The organism is Streptomyces sp. LN549, assembly GCF_043203805.1.
In the GTDB taxonomy this organism is placed as follows: domain Bacteria; phylum Actinomycetota; class Actinomycetes; order Streptomycetales; family Streptomycetaceae; genus Streptomyces.
The window spans coordinates 8,661,876-8,680,237 of the sequence record NZ_JAZHRI010000002.1 but is presented as its reverse complement, the minus strand read 5'-3'; the positions used below and the strand labels follow the sequence as shown (position 1 = coordinate 8,680,237).

Here is an 18,362-nt window from a genome sequence, read left to right as displayed (position 1 = left end):
GTGTCCCTTCGTCCCTGCGGTTCGCCACCAAGGTTCGCTCGGGGCACCCCTGCCGCGGCAGCGGCGCGAGCGCCACGGTTCGAAAGGATCGCGCCACCGGGGCCTGGCTACTCACTGCTGGCGAAGGTGCGCCGGTACTCGCTCGGTGTGGTGCCGAGAATCCGCTGGAAGTGGAGCCTCAGATTGGTCCCCGTGCCGAGTCCGGTCTCGGCGGCGATCTGCTCGATGCTCCGCTCCGAGCGCTCCAGCAGCTCACGGGCGACATCGATGCGGGCCCGCATGACCCACTGCATCGGGGTGTAGCCCGTGTCCTCGACGAAGCGCCGCGAGAGCGTGCGCGGCGAGACCGCCGCATGCCGGGCGAGCGTCTCCAGGGTGAGTGGTTCACCGAGCCGGTGCAGCGCCCACTCGCGGGTGGCGGCGAAGCGTTCGCCGAGCGGCTCGGGCACGCTGCGCGGTACGTACTGCGCCTGTCCCCCGCTCCGATAGGGCGCCGCCACCAGCCGCCGGGCCGCGTGGTTGGACGCGGCCACGCCGAGGTCTCCTCGCAGGATGTGCAGGCACAGGTCGATCCCGGAGGCGGCACCGGCCGAGGTCAGGACGCTGCCCTCGTCGACGAACAGCACGTTCTCGTCGACGCGGACGAGGGGGTGCTTCGCCGCGAGCGCCCGCGCGTAGTGCCAGTGCGTCGTCGCCCGTCTGCCGTCGAGCAGGCCCGTGGCGGCGAGCGCGAAGGCCCCCGTCGAGATGGCGGCGAGCCGCGCGCCCCGGTCGTGGGCGGCGACGAGCGCGTCGACGACGGCCTGCGCCGGGTCGTCGCGATCCGGAAACCGGTAACCGGGGATGAAGACGATGTCGGCCCATTCCAGCGCGTCGAGACCGTTGGCAACGTGGTACGACAACCCGTCACCACCGGTCACCAGGCCGGGCGCCGCACCGCACACCCGCACCTCGTACGGCATGCTCGCGCGCGTCGTGAACACCTGCGCGGGGATCCCCACGTCGAGCGGTTTGGCGCCCTCGAGCACGAGGACGGCGGTGCGGTGAAGGCGGGAGGCTGACACGGGACACACAGTACGAGGGGCCGGCCGCGCCGGCGAACGGGCCGGGGCCCGCCGGCGCGGCCGGGTCCTTCGCCCCGGCTCAGCCCGCGAACCGGGCCATCCACGCCTCGACGTCGTCGGCCGAACGCGGCAGGCCCGCCGACAGGTTCTCGTGACCGTCCGCGGTCACCACCAGGTCGTCCTCGATCCGGACGCCGATGCCGCGCCACTCCTCGGGCACGGTGAGGTCGTCGGGCTGGAAGTACAGACCGGGCTCGACCGTGAGCACCATGCCGGGCTCCAGGACGCCGCCGACGTACTCCTCGTGCCGGGCCTGGGCGCAGTCGTGGACGTCCAGACCGAGCATGTGCCCGGTGCCCGCCATGGTGAAGCGGCGCTGGAGGCCGAGCTCGTACGCGCGGTCGGCCGGGCCCTCGATGAAGCCCCACTCGACCAGCCGCTCGGCGAGGTGGCGCTGGGACGCCTCGTGGAAGTCGCGGTACGCGGCGCCCGGCTTGACGGCGGCCATACCGGCCTCCTGGGCCTCGTACACCGCGTCGTAGACCTTGCGCTGCACGGGGGTGAACGTCCCGCTGATCGGCAGCGTGCGGGTGACATCGGCGGTGTAGAGGGTGTGCGTCTCGACGCCCGCGTCGAACAGCAGGAGCTCGCCGGGGCGCACCGGTCCGTCGTTGTCCGTCCAGTGCATGATCGTGGCGTGTTCGCCGGCGGCACAGATGGTGCCGTAGCCCACGGAGTTGCCCTCCAGCCGGGCGCGGCGCAGGAACGTGCCCTCGATCCACCGCTCGGACGAGGCGACAGCCCCGGAAAGCTCGCCGACCGCGTCGGTGAAGCCGCGCACGGTGGAGTCCACCGCCTTGCGGAGCTCGCCGATCTCCCAGTCGTCCTTGACGAGGCGGAGGTCGCTGAGCGCCTCCTCGAGATCGGCGTCGCGCTCCTCGTCGGTGCTGACGACGGCTTCCAGGGCCGGGTCGACACCGCGCACGATCCGGGTCGGCACACCGGAGGCGGCGGCCAGGTCACCGGCAGCGGTGCGGACGTCGCGGCAGGGCAGGCCGAGTACCCGCTCCGACTCGGCCAGGGAGCGGCGCCGGCCCATCCAGAGTTCCGCCGTGGGACCGGTCCAGAACTCGTCGTTGTCCCTGCTGTCCCGTGGAAGCTGGAAGCAGTAGGCGTCGTGGCCGCCGTCCGCACGGGGTTCCAGGACGAGCGCGCCGTCGCGGGCCCGGTCTCCCGTCATGTGCACGTATCCCGAGTACGGGCGGAAGGGGTAGGTGTCGTCGTTCGACCGAACCTTGAGGTTGCCGGACGGGATGACGAGGCGTTCGCCGGGGAAGCGCGCGGAGAGCGCATCGCGGCGGCGGGCCGCGTGCGGTGCCTGCTCGTCGGGCAGCAGGTCGTGCTGCTCGGTGTCCGCCCACCCGGTCCGCATCAGCGCCGACAGTTCGTCGGAGATCCCTGAGTAGAGACCGTTCTTTCGGCCTTTCGCCACGTCATGCTCCTTCTTCGGGAGGGTTCCTCGACGGCGCGGGCCGAAGGGAGGCCTCCGGACGCGCGCCCTCGCTGCCGCCGGCCACCGACGGCTCACGGACGGTATCCCGTGCCGCACGCGCGTGGTGCCCGGAACCGCCACTGGCACAGATCGGCCACAGCCTGGGCAGGAACCGTCGATAATGCCGCTTATGACGAACGTGAAACTCGGTGAGGCCCTGCGGCTTCTGGGAATCGATCCGGCGGCGAGCCGGGTCTATCTGGCGCTGCTGGAACTGGCCCCCGCCCCGCTGAGTGCGATCGGAACCGCGTCCGGTCTCGGGCGGGCGGAACTCACCACGGCGTACGCGTCGCTGGTCGACGCCGGTCTGGCCAGTGCTGCCGAGGAGGGCGAGGACGTGGTGGCCCCGGTGCCGCCCACCGCGGGCCTGGAGATCCTGGCCCGGCACCGGGCGGCCGAGATCGAGGAGTCGCGCATCGCCGTCGGCGGCGCGTTCGAGTCGTTCCGGCGGCAGCGGCTCGCCGCGTACAACGACCATCTCGTCGAGGTCGTCACAGGTGAGGCCGTCGGCCCCAGGATTCGGCAGGCCTGGGCGAGCGCCCGGGATCAGATCCGGCAATTCGAGTCGCCCCCGTACTTCCCCCTGGCCGAAACCACCGACGACGCGCTGGCCACGCTCGCCCGCGGGGTCACGCAGCGTGTCGTGTACTCGCGGGCGTCACTGGAGCATCCCGGCCATCTGCAGGACGTCATCGAGCCGTGCATCAAGGCGGGCGAGCAGGCGAGGGTGCTGCCGGCGGTGCCGGTCAAACTCGTGATCATCGACGATGCGTACGCGCTCGTGTCGTTGTCGATCAAGGAGGCCGACGTACACAACACGATGCTGGTCGTGCAGCCGTGCGGTCTGCTCTCGGCACTCGTGGCGCTGTTCGAGCAGTCCTGGCAGAACGCACTGCCGTTCCACGGCCACGCGACCCGGCCGGGCGGGCTGCCACCCGGTGACCGCCGCCTCCTGTGGCTCCTCGCGGGCGGCGCGAGCGACGACGTGATCGCCCGCGAGATGGGCATCAGCCGGCGCACTCTGTTTCGCCGCCTGTCGATCCTGATGGCCCGGCTCGGTGCCGCGAACCGCTTCCAGATGGCCTTGCAGGCACAGCGCGCGGGATGGCTGTGACCGGAGGCGGCCGGAGCCCGTTGGCCCCGGCCGCGTCCGTTCTCGTTCAGATCAGGCCGGCCTGCGGCTGGGCCGGGTCGTCGAGGAAGCCGCCCGACTGGTGCTGCCACAGCTTCGCGTAGGCGCCCTCCGATGCGAGCAGCTCGTGGTGCGTGCCCTGCTCGATGATCCGGCCGCGGTCCAGGACGACGAGCCGGTCCATGGTGGCGACCGTGCTCAGCCGGTGTGCGACCACGAGCGCCGTCCGCCCCTCCATGAGCCGCCACAGCGCCTCCTGGACGAGGATCTCGCTCTCCGAGTCCAAGGCACTCGTCGCCTCGTCGAGCAGCAGGATCGGCGCGTCGCGCAGGATCGCCCGGGCGAGGGCGACCCGCTGGCGCTGTCCGCCGGACAGCTTCACGCCGCGCTCCCCCACCATGGTGTCGAAGCCCTCGGGCAGCGCATCGGCGAACTCCGTGACGTGTGCGGCCTTGGCCGCCCGGCGGATCTCGGCGTCGGTGGCGTCGGGCCGGGCGAACGCGATGTTCTCCCTCAGTGTGCGATGGAACATCGCCGGGTCCTGCGGCACGTAGGCGATCATGCTGCGCACGTCGGCCTGGCGCAGTCTGCTGATGTCCTGACCTCCGATCAGGATCCGGCCGCCGTCGATGTCCGTCATCCGCAGCAACAGCCTGCTGAGCGTGGTCTTGCCGCCGCCGGACCGGCCTACCAGGCCGATCTTCGCACCGCTGCGCACGGAGAGGTCGAGGGACTCGAAGAGCGGCTGCGCTCCCGCGTGGGCGAACGTCACCCGCTCGAAGCGGACGTCCGCAGCGCGGGACAGCAGTGGTTCCGGCGACTCCGGGTCGCGCAGGGCCGGCGGCGTCAGCAGCAGTTCGGTGAACTGGGCGGCCTCCGTCATCGAGCTTTCCAGCCGACGGTAGATCTGGTTGAACTCGAACATGATCCGGGTCGCGTTGGTGTAGTACATGAAGGCGACGACAACCGCCTCCACGCCGTTCCCGCCTCCGCCCAGAGCAACGGCGAGCAGCAGGCCCAAGGCGTTGGTCAGTACGGACAGCGGCGCGACCAGCGTGTCGATGCGGAGGTTGCCGTAGTCCCAGGAGCGCAACGTGAGGCGCCGCGACTCGGCAACGCGGGAGCGGTGCTCGGCGGCCTCGCGCTTCTCGGCGGCGAACGCCCGGACCGTGTCCATGTTCATCAGGCTGTCGGCCACATGGCCGGACACCCTGGCGATCGCCTCCTCACGCTCGCCGACGAGGGCCTGACGGCGGCGGATGAGGGGGGCCACGCACAGCGCCGTCACTGCGATCATCGCCAAGAGGCCGACGACGAGCAGCGGTTCGTAACGCCACAGCACCACCGACCCGAAGATCAGCGGCACGAAGCTGCCCACGACGGAGAACGTCAGCGTGTCGACGAACTCCTCGAAGCGGGAGGCGAAGCTCAGGACGCGCTTGGTGAGCGACCCCGCGAAGTTGTCGTGGAAGAACGAGGCATCCTTGGCGTACAGCTCGTCCATGCCCTGCACGTACAGGTGCTCGATGCCGAGGGCGTCGAGGCGGTTCAGGAAGTGCAGGCCGACCCGCCAGAACGTCTCCGCGAGGAGAAGCACACCGGCGAAGCCGAGGACGTAGGGGAGCATCGACCCGATCGAGGTGTCGGCGTCGCCGGCGATGCGCCCGACGAGCTTCGCGACGACGAGCGGCGCGGCGTAGTTGATGCCGATGTTGCCCAGTGCCGGCAGCAGCATCGCGGGTAGCGTCACCCGTTTTCGGCGGGTCAACTCCCGTCCGTAGTAACGAAGTGCGAGGAGCACGGAGCCCCTGCCCGGCGCTTCGTGCGATTCAGGCGATCCCATATCAACCCTGTGTGGTCGTGCGGCTGCGGGAAGAGGCGCTTGCCTCACCGGCCGCGCGGAGCTTCGGCTTCGAGGTTGTGCCCTCGCCGGGGTGGTCCTGCGGCACACGGTGCGCGGCGGCGGCATCGCCCCCGCGCAGCTCGCGGTGGTGCGTCGGTGTGGGTACGAGGAGGGGTCGGGCGAGGGGTCTCAGTGTCCCGGCCCGGCGCGCGTCGAGTCCAAGGGTTTTCCGGGTGGGGCCCGTGTGGGGCGGTCCGCCACTGTCCGATTTTCGTCCACAGGCGTGTGGGGCGCTCCGTGGCGCGGAAGGGTAGTTGTCGACGTATCGGGTCGTCGTTCCGTCGCCCGTTGCTCCGGCGCGGCCGGATCGAGGAAGCCTGCGCCGTGCGGCTGGACTTCAAGGGGCCTCGCAGAGCCTGGAATCCGTGAGCGTGCGAGCCGCCGGGCATGAGCTGCGCCGTATGTTCTCCTCGTTCTCCGCGCACCCGGCAGTCGGAACGATGCCGCGCGAGAAAAGTGGAACCAGCGGGACCTGCTCTACTTCGCCGGCACCGAAGTCCCCTGGGCCGATTGGCCATCGCGCATGGCCCGGCCGGTGCGCCTGTACGCTGCCCGGGGCCCGGCCCGGCCGGTCCCGTCCCGCCTCCGACGATCGGATCGACCCCATGCACGTTGTGTTCACCGGCCGCGTCATCGAATGGCGGGGGCCCGCACCGTTCTACTTCGCCGCCGTGCCCGAGGAACAGGCCGCCGACATCCGCGAGGTGGCCGCGATGGCCACGTACGGCTGGGGCGCGGTTCCTGTCGAGGCCCGCATCGGCGAGACCACCTTCACCACGTCGCTCTTCCCCAGGAACAGCGGCTATCTGCTGCCGCTCAAGAACGCTGTCCGTCAGCCGCATGGCCTCGCGGCGGGTGATGACGTGACCGTGCGTATGACCGTACGCCTCTAGGCGGCATCACTCCGGGCACCGGCCGCCCTCCGTCATCCCTCCCCCGGACGCACACCAGTCGGCCTGACGAAATCCTGGTGCGGGCCGTCGGTGCGATGGCGTGTGGTCGGGGTACGGCGGTCGTACTGAGCAAGCCGGGATTGGACAGGTTGAGCGAGGCCGTGAGCGTACGCGTACTGCGGGAGTGGCAGTACGAAGGGGCGCCGATGCAACTGCATCCGGGGGACCTCGGCTGGTTCTGGCGGTCGGGTGCGCAAGCAACCGCCACGGCTGTCAGGACGTGGAGCCGGGCCGGACGGATTCTCGCCTTCGGGCCGCGGTCGGGCCGAGTGGGTGCCCCGATGTCACGGCTGCGGTCCCGCTCGCTCTGCCGTTCCCTCAGCCCAGTGACAGGTCGCCCTGATCGTCCTCGATCTTCACCTTGACCCAGGCATGGCCGCTGCTGTTGCCGTCGCCGACGCCGTTGACGTTGCACTCGAACTCCCGGCCCGCCTCGACGGGGATGGAAGCGGGGCAGCTGACATCGTCGATGGTCGGGGGCTTGGCGAAGTCGGCGGATTTGACGTTGTTGAGCACCGCCCGCGCCAGCGCGTCCTGATCCAGGACGCGCTGCGGCTGCACGGCGGGACTCCCGGCCAGCAGCATGATGGTGAAAGTGAGCGCACAACAGGCGATCACGGCAAGGGAGAGCGCGATGACGGTACGGGCGAAGCTGCGTTGATCAGTCACGCGGACAGTCCTATCCGGCTGTCCGTGTTCATACAACCCCCTGTGGTGACGTGAAGTTGCCTCTCGGGTCCCTGCGGAGTGCTCCCGCACCACTGCCTGCGCGGCCGGAGAGGAGCTTGTGCACCCCTGCAGGACGAGGAGTGGGGCGGGCGCCGCTTCTCGTTCGTTGTCTTCCGGCATCGAATGGTGCCGCGAGCTGGGTCGCTCACCTGAGGGTTCGCCGGACGTGGGGGGCGGCCTTCGTCTGATCATGTGCTCCGACCAAGGTGTTCGTGACCACGACGAAGGCCGTGAGGGTGAGTCTGCTGCCTGATGCTGTCCGGAGGGAAGCGTTCGAGGAAGCGTCACGTTGCCGGGGCGAGTTCCACGAGTGTCTGACCGCTCGGCGCGACGAGTTGTTCGCGCTGGTGGACGCGGTGCTGTGTGCGGACGGTGCGGTGAAGTCCCCGGTGGACTTGACCCTGTTGCCGGAGCATCGTCGTGGGCACGGCGCGATGTACGGCGGCTTGAACCACGGCGAGATCGACGTCGGCCGGCCCGCGGATGGTGCTGGCCGGGCTGTCGCTGCCTCGGTTCGACGGCGGGCGCCTGGTCCTGTCGGGGGTGTCGTCGAGCGCGCTCACCTCGCCTGTCCGGCCCGTGTTCCCAAACCCCGAGACGCCGGCCCCGGACGACCACCCGGCGCCAAGAACAGACACCGGGCACCCCGCTACGACGTCGGCAAGACCGTCAAACGCCCCGAGACTCTCAAGGCCAAAGAACAAGCTGAGCGCCTGTTCCTGAAGCTCCAGCGCGTGTTCTGCCAAGTAGGGATTCGAACAGCTGAGGAGGACGACGCGGTGCTGGTCCCGGCCGCTGGCGGATTGGGAGTTGGGCTGGCGGATTGATCGGTCCGCGAGTCTTGATCGCTGCCGAGCCGGCTGATTGGCTTGCCGGTATGACTGAGCTCGGACCCGTCGCCTGGCCACCTGCCCCGATCAAGACCGAGCGGCTCGTGCTCCGTGAGCCCGACCTCCGGGACCGTGCGAAGTTCATCGAAATGCTCGCCTCGCCAGAGGTGCACACCTACCTCGGAGGCCCCCGCCCGCGTGACGAGCTTGAGCGCGAGATGCCCGAGGTTCCCGAGCGGTGGCCGGGGAGCTTCGTCGTTGATCTCAACGGAGTGATGATCGGCCAGATCCTGCTCAGGAGGGCACCGGAGCACCATCGCCCGGCTGCTGCGGGCAGGGCCGATCTCGGCTACCTGTTCCTGCCACGGGCATGGGGATTCGGGTACGCCACCGAGTCGTGCGCGGCGGCACTCGACTGGTTCGACGGCGCCCTTCCCGGCGAGCCGGTGGTGCTCGCCACACAGACCGCCAACGTCGGCTCGATGAGCCTCGCGGCAAAGCTGGGGTTCATCGAGGTAGAGCGATTCCGGGCCTGGGACGCTGAGCAGTGGCTCGGTATGCGGTCCCCGGTCGCGTCGTGCGATTGAGCTCGTGCTCTGGTCGATGCCGTCTGCCGGTCTGGTTTCGCAACCCGTCCTACGGGTTGGTGCTCCCGCAGCGACCTTGTTGCTGAGTACCGTCCGCACTGTTCCTCCTGCGAACATTCCCGGCACCCCTCCTCACCCCGACAGGCGATCCCGCGCGAACCCGCCGTCCCTGCGGGCCATCCGGCACGATCGTCACGCACGCCCGATCGCTCAGCCCAAACGCCTGCCTCGCCCGAGTTGCCGAACACCTCCGCGGGGACGAAACGCCCTTTGAGGGCTCAGGGCTGTCCCGCTATCGGACGCGGACACGGACACGGACCGCGGATCGAACGCATGGAGGAGCGCAGTCGCCGGAGGCTGACCTTCATGGATTCTTTTGACCGGCATCTGACGACGCCGTCCGGCCGGGATGTACCCGATCTCGTGTCAGATCCCGTTCCGCGTCCCGTCGTCCCGCGTCGTGGGCGCGTCTCGGCGGCAGTAGCGACGCCGGTAGCAGGCCGAGCGCGGCGAGCGCGGCCAGGACCAGCGGGGCCGTACCCATAACCGGGCCGGACATGGCCAGTCCCCCGCCCGGGGGCGGGGAGGCGGACGGCCCCAGTGGCATCATGCCGGCAGCAACGGCGATGCCGAGCGTCGGACCGATGTTCATGGCGGTCTGCTTGAGTCCGCCGACGACTCCCGCGTATCCGGGTGGCGCGTCGCCCACGACGGTCCCGGTGGCGGTGACCATCACGACGGCGAAGCCGGCACCGAGTGCGGCGAGCGTCGTGCTCCACGCCGGCCAGGGGCTGGCCGGACCCAGCCGGGACAGGCCCACGATGGCCAGGACCACGAGGACTTGCCCCGCGATCGCGGCGCGACGGGCGCCGTACCGGCGGAGCGCGGCATCGGCGACAGGCGCGCCGAGGACCATCAGTACGGTCATCGGGAGAACGCGCAGGCCACTGGCGAGCGGGTCGAGTCCGAGGTCGTTCTGAAGGAAGAACGTCGCCACGAACAGCGAACCGAACAACCCGCCCGAGGTGACCAGCAGGATCGCCATGGATGCCACCACCGGCACCGAGCGCGCCACGGCAGGAGGCACGAAGGGCTGCGCAGTACGACGTTCGCGCGCGACGAGACCCACCGCGAGACCCACCACGACGACGAGTCCGAGCAGCGTCTGAAAGGCGGTCCACCCGCGCGCCGGTACTCCGGCCAGGGTGTGGACCAGGGCTGCGAGTGCGGCGGCCAACAGAGCCGCGGTGACGAGGTCGATCTTCCCGGGTGCGGAACGCGGCGGCGCCGGCACCCGCACCGCAAGAGTGAGCGCGGCAATGATGAGCGCGACGGGCACATTGATCAGGAACACGGCACGCCAGCCCAGATGCTCGACGAGGACGCCTCCCAACAGCGGACCGCTGCCCGCCGCCACTCCGATCGCGCTGGTACGAAAGGCGACCGCAGCACCGAGCCGGTCGGGCGGAAACACGAGTCTCAGCAGCGCGAGCGTGGCCGGTTGCAGAAGCGCGCCGAACACGCCCTGGGCGATGCGCAGGGCGATGACCCAGCCGGGTCCGGGCGCGAGGGCGATGCCCGCGGACGACGCCCCGAAGCCGAGCACTCCGACGAACAGGAGACGCTTGTGTCCGTACCTGTCCCCCAGCCGCCCGGCGATGACGAGGAACGCGGCCACGGCAAGCAGATAGCCGGTGCTGGTCCACTGAACCTGCGTCACGCTCGCCCGGAGGTCTCGCTGTAGGTCGGGCTGCGCCACGAGCAGAACGGTGCCGTCCAGGGCGACGATCATCGCCCCGGCCACGGCGGCCAGGAGCGCGATGCGCGGTCGTACGGTCCCGGTCATGTGTTCACCGGACCGAGGTGGGCGTCGAGCACCACCACGACGAGTCGGTCGAGCGGGCCGAGCGGGTCAAGCGGGTCGCCAACAGGAGCGGTGCCGGCGGAAGCGGCGTCCATGACGAGTGGAAGGCTGCCCCAGGCCCACAGCTGGGCGACACCGTGCAGGTTGGTCCACAGGGCCGCGGCGGTGACGGCCGGCAGCGTCACGGCGTCATGCGGCACATCGGGCCCGGACACCGTGCGCTCCTCCAGGTGCCGGGTCACGAGCTCGACGACGTGCGCGAACAGCGGGAGGCTCGACTCGCGCAGTCGGGGCGGGTCCGATGCATGCGCCTCACTGTCGAGCAGCTCATGGCTGAACATCAGGTCGAACATGCCGCGGTGCTCCAAGGCGTAGCGGAGGTATGTCCGTGCGAGCGCCTGCAGCTGGTCCCGCGGCGAGGCCTCGTCCTCCGTCGCCGCCTCGAACCGGGCGCCGAGGTCCGTGAAACCCCGACGGGCGATCGCGGAGAGCAGCGTGTGATGCGTCGGGAAGTAGCGGCGCGGCGCCCCGTGGGACACCCCGGCACGGCGTGCGATCTCACGCAGACCGAGCGCCGCGGCTCCGTCGGTCATGACGAGGTCCACACCGACGTCGATCAGTCGTTCCCGCAGGGAGCTTTCGCGTTCCATGAACCGTGTCTAGCACCCCGCAGTAGACACTGTCTACTGCGGGGCGGCACGAGGAGTCGTGCTCGACCCACCAACTCGCCCGACTCGGTGGCCGGTTCGCTGCTCACCCCAGGGAGTGGCCGAGGTGGAGCGGGACTGGCGCAACTGGATCAGCGACGGTGAAACGCTGCCGAGGCTGTACGGCGGGAGCGACGCGGACTTCGACGGAGCTGGTGCAGGGCGTGATCGACGCCGCTTACGCCGATCTGGCGCGCGAACAGAGCGAGTTGGATGCCACGCCGGCCGAGCACTCCGACCTGGGCGAGCGGCTGGGACAGGACGGCATCGCGGTTCGGGAGCTGATGGTGCACCGGATCGACGAGTACGCCCGTCGCTGCGGGCACGCCGACCTGTTGCGCGAGTGTGTCGACGGACGCGTGGGCCAGTGACAGAGCCCTGTCCGGCGGACCCGGGTCGGGCAGGGTGCGGTCCGGTCAGTCCTTACTGGCCCCTTGCCACGTCAGCCCCCAGCCGTACTCGAGATCCGCGGCCTGCTGCTTGAAGATGCCGGGCGGCGGCAACAGGTACTTCGCCTCACGCCGGACGATCAGTTCCCCGCCGATGTTCTCGATCAGCGCGATCGCAGCCACCTGCGAGGGAACGGTGCACTCATCCAACTGCACTTCGATCGGCGGACCGACGGGGGGATACAGCGTGGCGACGCCGTGCAGTCCCGCGAAGCTCGACGCCCCGGCGTAGATGACCACGAACACCAGAAGGCGCTTGATCTCGGCGGCGAAATCAAGATTGATCATGAGGTTCTCGCCGGTGTCGCTCGTGCCGGTCCGGTCGTCCTGGTCCAGTTGGACGTAGGGCGGCTGGTCGAACGAGCCGAACTGGTTGTTGATGGGGTGGACGATCCCCGTCGCCCCGTTCTGCAGCTCCCACAGACAGGAGAGGTCCAGGTCGACGTCCTCCAGCCGCACGGCTTCCGCACCCTTCCGCATCCAGCCGCGCGGTGGCCGGCGGGCGCTCCAGGAGAGGTTGACCCGCATCCCTCCCGAGGTCGCGCCCTGCTTGGTCAGCGACACCGATGGTGCTGTCTTCGTCAGGGTGATCTTCGAAAGACGCACCGGCTGCACGGGGACGGGCGGCGCAGCCCGCGGAGCCGGAGGAAGCGGTGCGGGCGCGGCAGGCTGTGGCAGGGACACCGGCGTGGGCAGGGCGGGCTCGTCGACGGTGATCCCGAAATCGGTGGCGAGCCCCGCCAGCCCGGAGGCGTATCCCTGGCCAACCGCCCGGAACTTCCAGGCGCCGTTGCGCCGGTAGAGCTCTCCGAGCACGAAAGCGGTCTCCGTGGTCGCGTCCGTGGCGTCGAACCGCGCGGCCTCGGCGCCGCTCACGGCGTCGAGCACCCGCACGAACAGTCCGGACACCTGGCCGAACGTGCCGTCCGTGGACGCGGTCACCACGACGGTCCCGATCTCCTGCTCCACCGCCGACAGTGTCACGTCGATCGTCTCGACCGCACCGCCGCCGTCCTGACGCCTGCCTTCGTGGCGCACGGCACCACTCGGATGAACAGGCTGGTTGCAGAACACGAAGTCGTCGTCCGAGCGCACCCGGCCGGCTGCCGTCAGCAGGAGAGCCGACACATCCACATCAGGGGCTCCTGGACCTTCGCGCCAGCCGAGTTCCACCCGCACACGGGTGCTTGCCACCGGTGTGTTGGCGCCCTTGCGCAAGGACATGTGGGGCCCCCTCCGTGACCATTCCTGACTCCCCGCAGCGTACGGACATCCGGCCCGCCTCCCTGCCCGAAAGAGCGAATTCCCCGCGATTCGCGGGAAGTTGTGGTCCATCGAGGCCCGGACACCGCTGCACGGCGGCCTACCCCCAGAACCCGCTCCCATCCGCGGGGCCGTCGGCCATGCACCGGCCGACCCGGGCAGCCGTCTCACGGAGCCAGATGTGGGCGGCGTCGTGCGTGTGCACGGGATGCCACCAGAGCGCCTCCTGCAGCGGGACCGCCTCGTACGGCGGCTCGATCACCCGCACGGCGGCGACCGGGGCGAAGAGCCGGGCGAGGCGCGCCTGGACCAGGGCGATGCGCTGGGTGCCCTGCACCAGCAGCGGCAACAGGTGGAAGCTGTCGACGGAGACCTCCACCCGCGGTTCGATCCCGAGCATGCCGAGCTGGCGCACCGCCGGGGCGTCGTAGGTCCGTTGATAGGTGACCCACGGCAGCCGCCCCAGATCCTCCCGGGTGAGCCGGTCGACGACGCTCGGATGGTCATCGGCGACGAGGAACACCCAGCGGTCCTCGTAGAGGTCGGTAGCGGGAAAGTCGCTGATGACGCCGTGCGGCATGAGCAGCCCGTCGGTGGTGCTCAGCAGGGCGGCCGTGTCGTCGACCGCACTGGGCGGGGTCTGGGTGAAGCGCAGCCGGATCCCTGGAGCCTCTTCGTGCACGACCCTTGCCAGTTCGGTGCCGAACACGGCAACTGCGTAGTCGGATGCCACGATCTTGAACTCGCGCGTCTCGCTGCCCGGATCGAATGTCGCCTGACTGGCGAAGAGTCGTTCCATCACTTCGCAGGCGGTTGCGGTGCGGTCCAGCAGAACCTGGCCGAGTGCGGTGAGCTCGTAGTGAGCGCCCACTCGGGCGAGCAGCTCGTCGTCGAAGTGGCGGCGCAGCCGGGCCAGGGCGGCGCTCATCGCGGGCTGGCTGAGCCCGACACGTTGACCCGCCCGGGTGACGTTGCGCTCCTCGAGCAGAGCGCGCAGGGCGACGACCAGGTTCAGGTCGAGGCGGGCCAGATTCATGGGACTTCCCCTTGCGGTAGGGCGCCGACCAGGAAGGAATAGACGCCATGGATGACGATCATCCATAGAATCGATTTCCCTGATCGTGGGTGGCGGGTCCAGATTAGTCCCACCGCAATCAGGAGGACTTGTTCGTGAAACCTGAACCCGCGTCCGCGCTGTTCGCCGGACCGTTCGCCCTCGCCACGCTGTCGGAATCGGACGGGCCGGGCTTCCCCGCGCTCGTCACGGCGGACGCCAGGGCACTCGACCTGCGTGTGGCCTTCGGCGACCCTCATCTGACCGTCCGCGGTCTGCTGGACGCCTGGGACACATCCGCGCCACGGCTGGCCTCGCTGGCCACCGACGGCGGCTCGGAGCGCAGGCCGCTGGCGGATTTCCGGGTGCACGCTCCGGTCGAGCCGCGCCAGGTGTTCCAGTCCGGCGCCAACTACCGGCAGCACGTGATCGACCTGCATGTCGCGCACGGCGACCCGGCCGATGACCGGTCCGAGGAGGAGCGGCGCGCCGAGGCCGCGGAGATCATGGACCGTCGGGCGGCCGAGGACCTGCCCTACGTCTTCATCGGGTTGCCGAGCGCGATCACCGGTCCGTACGACGACGTCGTGCTCCCCGCCTGGGCCGAGAAGCCCGACTGGGAGCTGGAGGTGGCCGCGGTGATCGGCCGGGTCGCCCACCAGGTGTCCGAGGAGGAGGCGCTGGAGTACGTCGCCGGGTACACGATCGCCAACGACCTGACCGACCGCGCCACGGTCTTCCGTCGTGACATGCCGCAGATCGGTACGGACTGGCTGCGCAGCAAGAACGCTCCCGGATTCACCCCGCTCGGCCCCTGGATCGTGCCCGCCGGGTCGATCGCGGACCCCGGCGACCTGCGCCTCGTACTGAAGCTGAACGGCGAGACCATGCAGGACGAGTCCACCAAGGACATGATCTTCAACGTGGCGCGCATGGTGTCGTACGCGTCGCAGAGCGCCCGGCTGCTGCCCGGCGATCTGGTGCTGACCGGCTCCCCCGCCGGTAACGGCATGCACTGGGGCCGACTGCTGCGCGACGGCGACGTCATGGATGGTTCCGTCACCGGTCTCGGCGCCCAGCGCACGCGATGTGTCGCGGAGGACGGGTCATGAGCTTCGACCGTCACGACCCCGAGGGAGCGATCGGCCGGGCCGCGAAGGCGTGCTCCAACTGGGGCCGCTGGGGAGAGGAAGACGTGCTGGGCACACTCAACTTCCTCGACGAGGCCAAGCGCCGTGAAGGCGCCGCTCTCGTCCGGCGGGGAACCAGCTTCTCGCTCTCCCAGCGCTTCGACATGGACGGGCCGCAGAAGGGCTGGCGGCGGCGCACCAACCCGGTGCACACCATGCTGGACACCGGCACCGACGCGGCCCTGGGGCTCCAGGGCTTCCCGCACGGCATCGGCGGCGCCGACGACGTCATCGCGATGCCGTTGCAGTGCTCCACGCAGTGGGACGGGCTCGGCCACATCTTCGACCACGGCAAGGCGTGGAACGGAAGGCCGGCCGACAAGGTCGTCACCTCCGAAGGAGACCTGGTCACCGGCATCGAGCACATGGCCCCGCACGTCGCCGGGCGCGGCGTGCTGCTGGACGTGGGACGCGTTGTCGGGGACGGCGACGAGCTGCCCGACGGCTTCGCGATCACCGAGGAACACCTCACGGCGACCGCCGAGGCCCAGGGCGTGGCCGTCGGCCGCGGTGACATCGTCCTGGTGCGCACCGGACAGCTCAGCCGGGTCCGCCGCGACGGCTGGGGCGACTACGCCGGCGGTGCGGCCCCCGGGCTGTCGTTCACCACCGCGGGCTGGCTGCACGGCAGCGAGATCGCCGCCATCGCCACCGACACATGGGGCTTCGAGGTCCGTCCCAATGAGTTCGAGCACGCCTTCCAGCCGCTGCACCAGGTCGCCATCCCCAACATCGGCCTGCTGATCGGCGAGATGTGGGACCTGGACGCCCTCGCCGAGGACTGTGCCGCCGATGGCGTGTACGAGTTCTGGCTCACCGCCGCGCCTCTCCCCATCACCGGCGCCGTCGGCTCCCCCGTCAACCCGATCGCCGTCAAGTAGCCTCAGGAACAAGGGAGTTCCCCATGAACAAAGCCCGACACGGGGCCCGTACCGTCCTGGTGATCGGTGGCGGCGCGGCCGGCAACGCCGTCACGCTCCTGCTGCGCCGCGCCGGTGTCGAGGTGCACCTGGTCGAGGCCAAGGACGACTGGAACGCCACCGCCGGCTCCGGCATCACCCTCCAGGGCAACGCCCTGCGCGTGCTGCGCGAACTGGGCGTGTGGGACCAGGTCGAGGCGTCCGGCTACGGCTTCGGATCGGTCGGCATCACCGCCCCCGACGGGACCGTCCTCCATGTCCAGGACGACATCCGCAGCGGCGGTGACGACCTCCCCGCCACCGTCGGCATGCAGCGGCCGCAGCTCCAGCGCATCCTGATCGAGGCGGTGCGCGCCAGTGGCGCGTCCGTCCGCCTGGGCGTCACCGCCGAGATCCTGGACCAGGACGCCGACGGCGTCTCCGTCCGCTTCAGCGACGGCTCCGAGGGCCGCTACGACCTGGTCATCGCCGCCGACGGGCTGGGATCCGCCACCCGCGCTGCGCTCGGCATCACGGTGAAGCCCGAGCCGACCGGCATGGCCATCTGGCGCATCGCCGCTCCCCGCCCGGCCGGCGTGACACGCACCGACCTCGCCTACGGCGGACCGGCCTACATCGCCGGCTACTGCCCCACCAGCGACAGCACGCTGTACGCCTATGTCGTCGAGGCGAACCGCGACCGCGCCTCGATCCCGCCGGAGTCGTACGCCGAGGAAATGCGCCGTCTGGCCTCCGCCTACGGCGGCTTCTGGCCGGAGATCACGGAACACGTCACCGACCCGGCCCTGGTCAACTACACCTGGTTCGACCGGATGCTGGTGGAGGGCTCCTGGCACCGGGGGCGCGTCGTGCTCATCGGCGACGCGGCGCACTGCTGCCCGCCCACCCTCGCCCAGGGCGCCGCACTGTCGCTGGAGGACGCGTGGGTCCTCGCCCAGGGCGCCGCACTGTCGCTGGAGGACGCGTGGGTCCTCGCACAGTTCCTGACCGGCTCGGACACCTGGGACGACGCGCTGCTCCAGGCGTATTACGAGCGACGGATCACCCGGGTTCGCCCGGTGGTCGAGGCGTCCGTCCAGATCGGGCAGTGGCAACTCGACGGAATACGCGACGCAGACGTACCCGGCCTGATGGGCCGCACCATGACGATGCTCCGGGAACTGCCGTGACCGTGCCCACCGTCGATGTGCATGCGCACGTCCTGCTCCCGGAGATCGAGGCTCTGGTGGCCGGTCTGCCCGGCCTGGCCGAAGCCAAGGAACTCGACGCCCGGCGCAACGGCGCCGAGGCGCTCGCCGTGAGCGGCCCCATGGTGCGTGAACGCGTCCCGGCGCTGACGGACGTCGCCGTGCGCCTTGCGGCGATGGACCGTCAGGGTGTCGACGTGCAGTTGGTCAGCCCCTCCCCATCGCACTACCACTACTGGGCGGACGAGACGACGGCCGAGAAGGTCTGCCTACTGGCCAACGAGGCCACTGCGGCGCACTGCGCGGCGGCTCCCGAGCGGTTGCGCGGGCTGGGACTCGTACCGCTCCAGCACCCGCACCTGGCCGTCGAAGCCCTCGACGACGCCCTGGCGCACGGGCTCCTGGGTGTGGAGATCTCCAGCCACGCGCCGGGGCGCGAATTGTCCGACCCGGCGTACGAACCCCTGTGGGCCCGGGCGGCGGAGACCGGCGCGGTGCTCTTCCTGCACCCCTTCGGCTGCACGCTCGACGCGCGCCTTGACCGGTGGTACCTGTCCAACACCGTCGGCCAGCCCACGGAGAACGCCGTCGCGCTCTCGCACCTCATCTTCTCCGGTGCGCTCGACCGCCACCCGGGACTGAAGGTCATCGCCGCGCACGGCGGCGGCTATCTGCCCACCCACATCGGACGCTCCGACCACGCCTGGTCCACGCGCTCCGACGCGGGAGCCGGCTGCGCCCACCTGCCCAGCAGCTATCTCAGGCGCCTGTACTTCGATTCGCTGGTCCATGACCCGCATGTGTTGCGGGAGTTGGTCCGCGTCGCCGGGGCCGGCCGGGTGCTTCTCGGCTCGGACTTCCCGTTCGACATGGGCAGCGAGGACCCGGTCGGCGCACTGCGCGCCGCACGGCTCACCGATTCCGATTTCCACGCCGTCCGGGGCGGCAACGCCGCCGCCCTCCTCCGGAAGGACTGAC

General features: G+C 70.3%; 15 protein-coding genes and 2 pseudogenes. 9 read left to right on the top strand and 8 right to left on the bottom strand.

Going from position 1 to position 18,362, the window contains the following annotated elements:
• Positions 1–107 precede the first annotated feature (107 nt).
• Complete coding sequence (locus tag SH922_RS38390) at positions 108–1,064, bottom strand: GlxA family transcriptional regulator (RefSeq protein WP_393063122.1); 957 nt, start codon at positions 1,062–1,064, stop codon at positions 108–110.
• A 79-nt stretch (positions 1,065–1,143) separates the two neighbouring features.
• Positions 1,144–2,556: an aminopeptidase P family protein gene (locus SH922_RS38385; protein ID WP_393063121.1), complete on the bottom strand. Its 1,413-nt coding sequence runs from the start codon at positions 2,554–2,556 to the stop codon at positions 1,144–1,146.
• 190 nt (positions 2,557–2,746) lie between these two features.
• Between SH922_RS38385 and SH922_RS38380 the strand changes: the two genes are divergently transcribed.
• Positions 2,747–3,730 (top strand): LuxR family transcriptional regulator, encoded by a 984-nt coding sequence (locus tag SH922_RS38380; RefSeq protein WP_393063120.1) that lies wholly within the window; start codon positions 2,747–2,749, stop codon positions 3,728–3,730.
• Between the two features lie 46 nt (positions 3,731–3,776).
• Here SH922_RS38380 and SH922_RS38375 read toward each other — a convergent pair whose 3' ends face one another.
• On the bottom strand, positions 3,777–5,591 hold the full coding sequence (locus SH922_RS38375; RefSeq protein ID WP_393063119.1) for an ABC transporter ATP-binding protein: 1,815 nt from the start codon (positions 5,589–5,591) through the stop codon (positions 3,777–3,779).
• 665 nt (positions 5,592–6,256) lie between these two features.
• Between SH922_RS38375 and SH922_RS38370 the strand changes: the two genes are divergently transcribed.
• Positions 6,257–6,544 carry a DUF1905 domain-containing protein gene (locus tag SH922_RS38370; RefSeq protein ID WP_393063118.1) on the top strand — a complete coding sequence of 96 codons (288 nt, stop codon included), beginning with the start codon at positions 6,257–6,259 and terminating at the stop codon, positions 6,542–6,544.
• A 378-nt stretch (positions 6,545–6,922) separates the two neighbouring features.
• On the opposite strand, the gene SH922_RS38365 is transcribed toward SH922_RS38370, so the two are convergent.
• Positions 6,923–7,273, bottom strand: coding sequence for a DUF4333 domain-containing protein (locus tag SH922_RS38365; RefSeq protein ID WP_393063117.1), 351 nt, complete (start codon positions 7,271–7,273; stop codon positions 6,923–6,925).
• Positions 7,274–7,569: 296 nt separating this feature from the next.
• Here SH922_RS38365 and SH922_RS38360 point away from each other — a divergent pair.
• Together SH922_RS38360 and SH922_RS38355 are read left to right on the top strand one after the other, a co-directional pair.
• Positions 7,570–7,873, top strand: a pseudogene (locus SH922_RS38360) (transposase); the annotation flags it as partial.
• 337 nt (positions 7,874–8,210) lie between these two features.
• Positions 8,211–8,750 (top strand): GNAT family N-acetyltransferase, encoded by a 540-nt coding sequence (locus tag SH922_RS38355; RefSeq protein ID WP_393063116.1) that lies wholly within the window; start codon positions 8,211–8,213, stop codon positions 8,748–8,750.
• Between the two features lie 364 nt (positions 8,751–9,114).
• Here SH922_RS38355 and SH922_RS38350 read toward each other — a convergent pair whose 3' ends face one another.
• Positions 9,115–10,596: an MFS transporter gene (locus SH922_RS38350; RefSeq protein WP_393063115.1), complete on the bottom strand. Its 1,482-nt coding sequence runs from the start codon at positions 10,594–10,596 to the stop codon at positions 9,115–9,117.
• Positions 10,593–11,264 (bottom strand): TetR/AcrR family transcriptional regulator, encoded by a 672-nt coding sequence (locus SH922_RS38345; RefSeq protein WP_393063114.1) that lies wholly within the window; start codon positions 11,262–11,264, stop codon positions 10,593–10,595. The genes SH922_RS38350 and SH922_RS38345 overlap by 4 nt, the downstream gene beginning before the upstream one ends.
• A 115-nt stretch (positions 11,265–11,379) precedes the next feature.
• Between SH922_RS38345 and SH922_RS38340 the strand changes: the two are divergent.
• Positions 11,380–11,692 (top strand): annotated as a pseudogene (locus tag SH922_RS38340) (DUF664 domain-containing protein); the annotation flags it as partial.
• Positions 11,693–11,737: 45 nt separating this feature from the next.
• Here the strand turns inward: SH922_RS38340 and SH922_RS38335 are convergent.
• Both SH922_RS38335 and SH922_RS38330 read right to left on the bottom strand, forming a co-directional pair.
• The gene (locus SH922_RS38335; RefSeq protein WP_393063113.1) at positions 11,738–12,994 is read right to left on the bottom strand and encodes a TerD family protein; all 1,257 of its coding nucleotides are present in this window, start codon (positions 12,992–12,994) and stop codon (positions 11,738–11,740) included.
• 139 nt (positions 12,995–13,133) lie between these two features.
• Positions 13,134–14,069, bottom strand: coding sequence for a LysR family transcriptional regulator (locus SH922_RS38330; protein ID WP_393063112.1), 936 nt, complete (start codon positions 14,067–14,069; stop codon positions 13,134–13,136).
• A gap of 134 nt (positions 14,070–14,203) precedes the next feature.
• Between SH922_RS38330 and SH922_RS38325 the strand changes: the two genes are divergently transcribed.
• From SH922_RS38325 to SH922_RS38310, 4 genes are read left to right on the top strand one after another with little or no spacing between them, the layout of a single operon-like run.
• The gene (locus SH922_RS38325) at positions 14,204–15,199 is read left to right on the top strand and encodes a fumarylacetoacetate hydrolase family protein (protein ID WP_393063111.1); all 996 of its coding nucleotides are present in this window, start codon (positions 14,204–14,206) and stop codon (positions 15,197–15,199) included.
• Positions 15,196–16,158 (top strand): cyclase family protein, encoded by a 963-nt coding sequence (locus SH922_RS38320; RefSeq protein WP_393063110.1) that lies wholly within the window; start codon positions 15,196–15,198, stop codon positions 16,156–16,158. Before SH922_RS38325 ends, SH922_RS38320 begins: the two co-directional genes overlap by 4 nt.
• A 23-nt stretch (positions 16,159–16,181) precedes the next feature.
• Positions 16,182–17,366, top strand: a complete 1,185-nt coding sequence (locus SH922_RS38315; protein WP_393063109.1) for an FAD-dependent oxidoreductase — start codon at positions 16,182–16,184, stop codon at positions 17,364–17,366.
• Entirely contained in the window at positions 17,363–18,361 is a 999-nt protein-coding gene (locus tag SH922_RS38310; protein WP_393063108.1) for an amidohydrolase family protein, read from the top strand. Before SH922_RS38315 ends, SH922_RS38310 begins: the two co-directional genes overlap by 4 nt.
• The last annotated feature ends 1 nt before the right edge of the window (position 18,362 follow it).

What these genes read in the sequence shown, in the direction of transcription:
- SH922_RS38380 (WP_393063120.1), top strand. Translation starts at nt 2,747, where the DNA reads ATGACGAACGTGAAACTCGGTGAGGCCCTGCGGCTTCTGGGAATCGAT.
- SH922_RS38375 (WP_393063119.1), bottom strand. Translation starts at nt 5,591, where the DNA reads ATGGGATCGCCTGAATCGCACGAAGCGCCGGGCAGGGGCTCCGTGCTC.
- SH922_RS38370 (WP_393063118.1), top strand. Translation starts at nt 6,257, where the DNA reads ATGCACGTTGTGTTCACCGGCCGCGTCATCGAATGGCGGGGGCCCGCA.
- SH922_RS38355 (WP_393063116.1), top strand. Translation starts at nt 8,211, where the DNA reads ATGACTGAGCTCGGACCCGTCGCCTGGCCACCTGCCCCGATCAAGACC.
- SH922_RS38350 (WP_393063115.1), bottom strand. Translation starts at nt 10,596, where the DNA reads ATGACCGGGACCGTACGACCGCGCATCGCGCTCCTGGCCGCCGTGGCC.
- SH922_RS38345 (WP_393063114.1), bottom strand. Translation starts at nt 11,264, where the DNA reads ATGGAACGCGAAAGCTCCCTGCGGGAACGACTGATCGACGTCGGTGTG.
- SH922_RS38335 (WP_393063113.1), bottom strand. Translation starts at nt 12,994, where the DNA reads ATGTCCTTGCGCAAGGGCGCCAACACACCGGTGGCAAGCACCCGTGTG.
- SH922_RS38330 (WP_393063112.1), bottom strand. Translation starts at nt 14,069, where the DNA reads ATGAATCTGGCCCGCCTCGACCTGAACCTGGTCGTCGCCCTGCGCGCT.
- SH922_RS38320 (WP_393063110.1), top strand. Translation starts at nt 15,196, where the DNA reads ATGAGCTTCGACCGTCACGACCCCGAGGGAGCGATCGGCCGGGCCGCG.
- SH922_RS38315 (WP_393063109.1), top strand. Translation starts at nt 16,182, where the DNA reads ATGAACAAAGCCCGACACGGGGCCCGTACCGTCCTGGTGATCGGTGGC.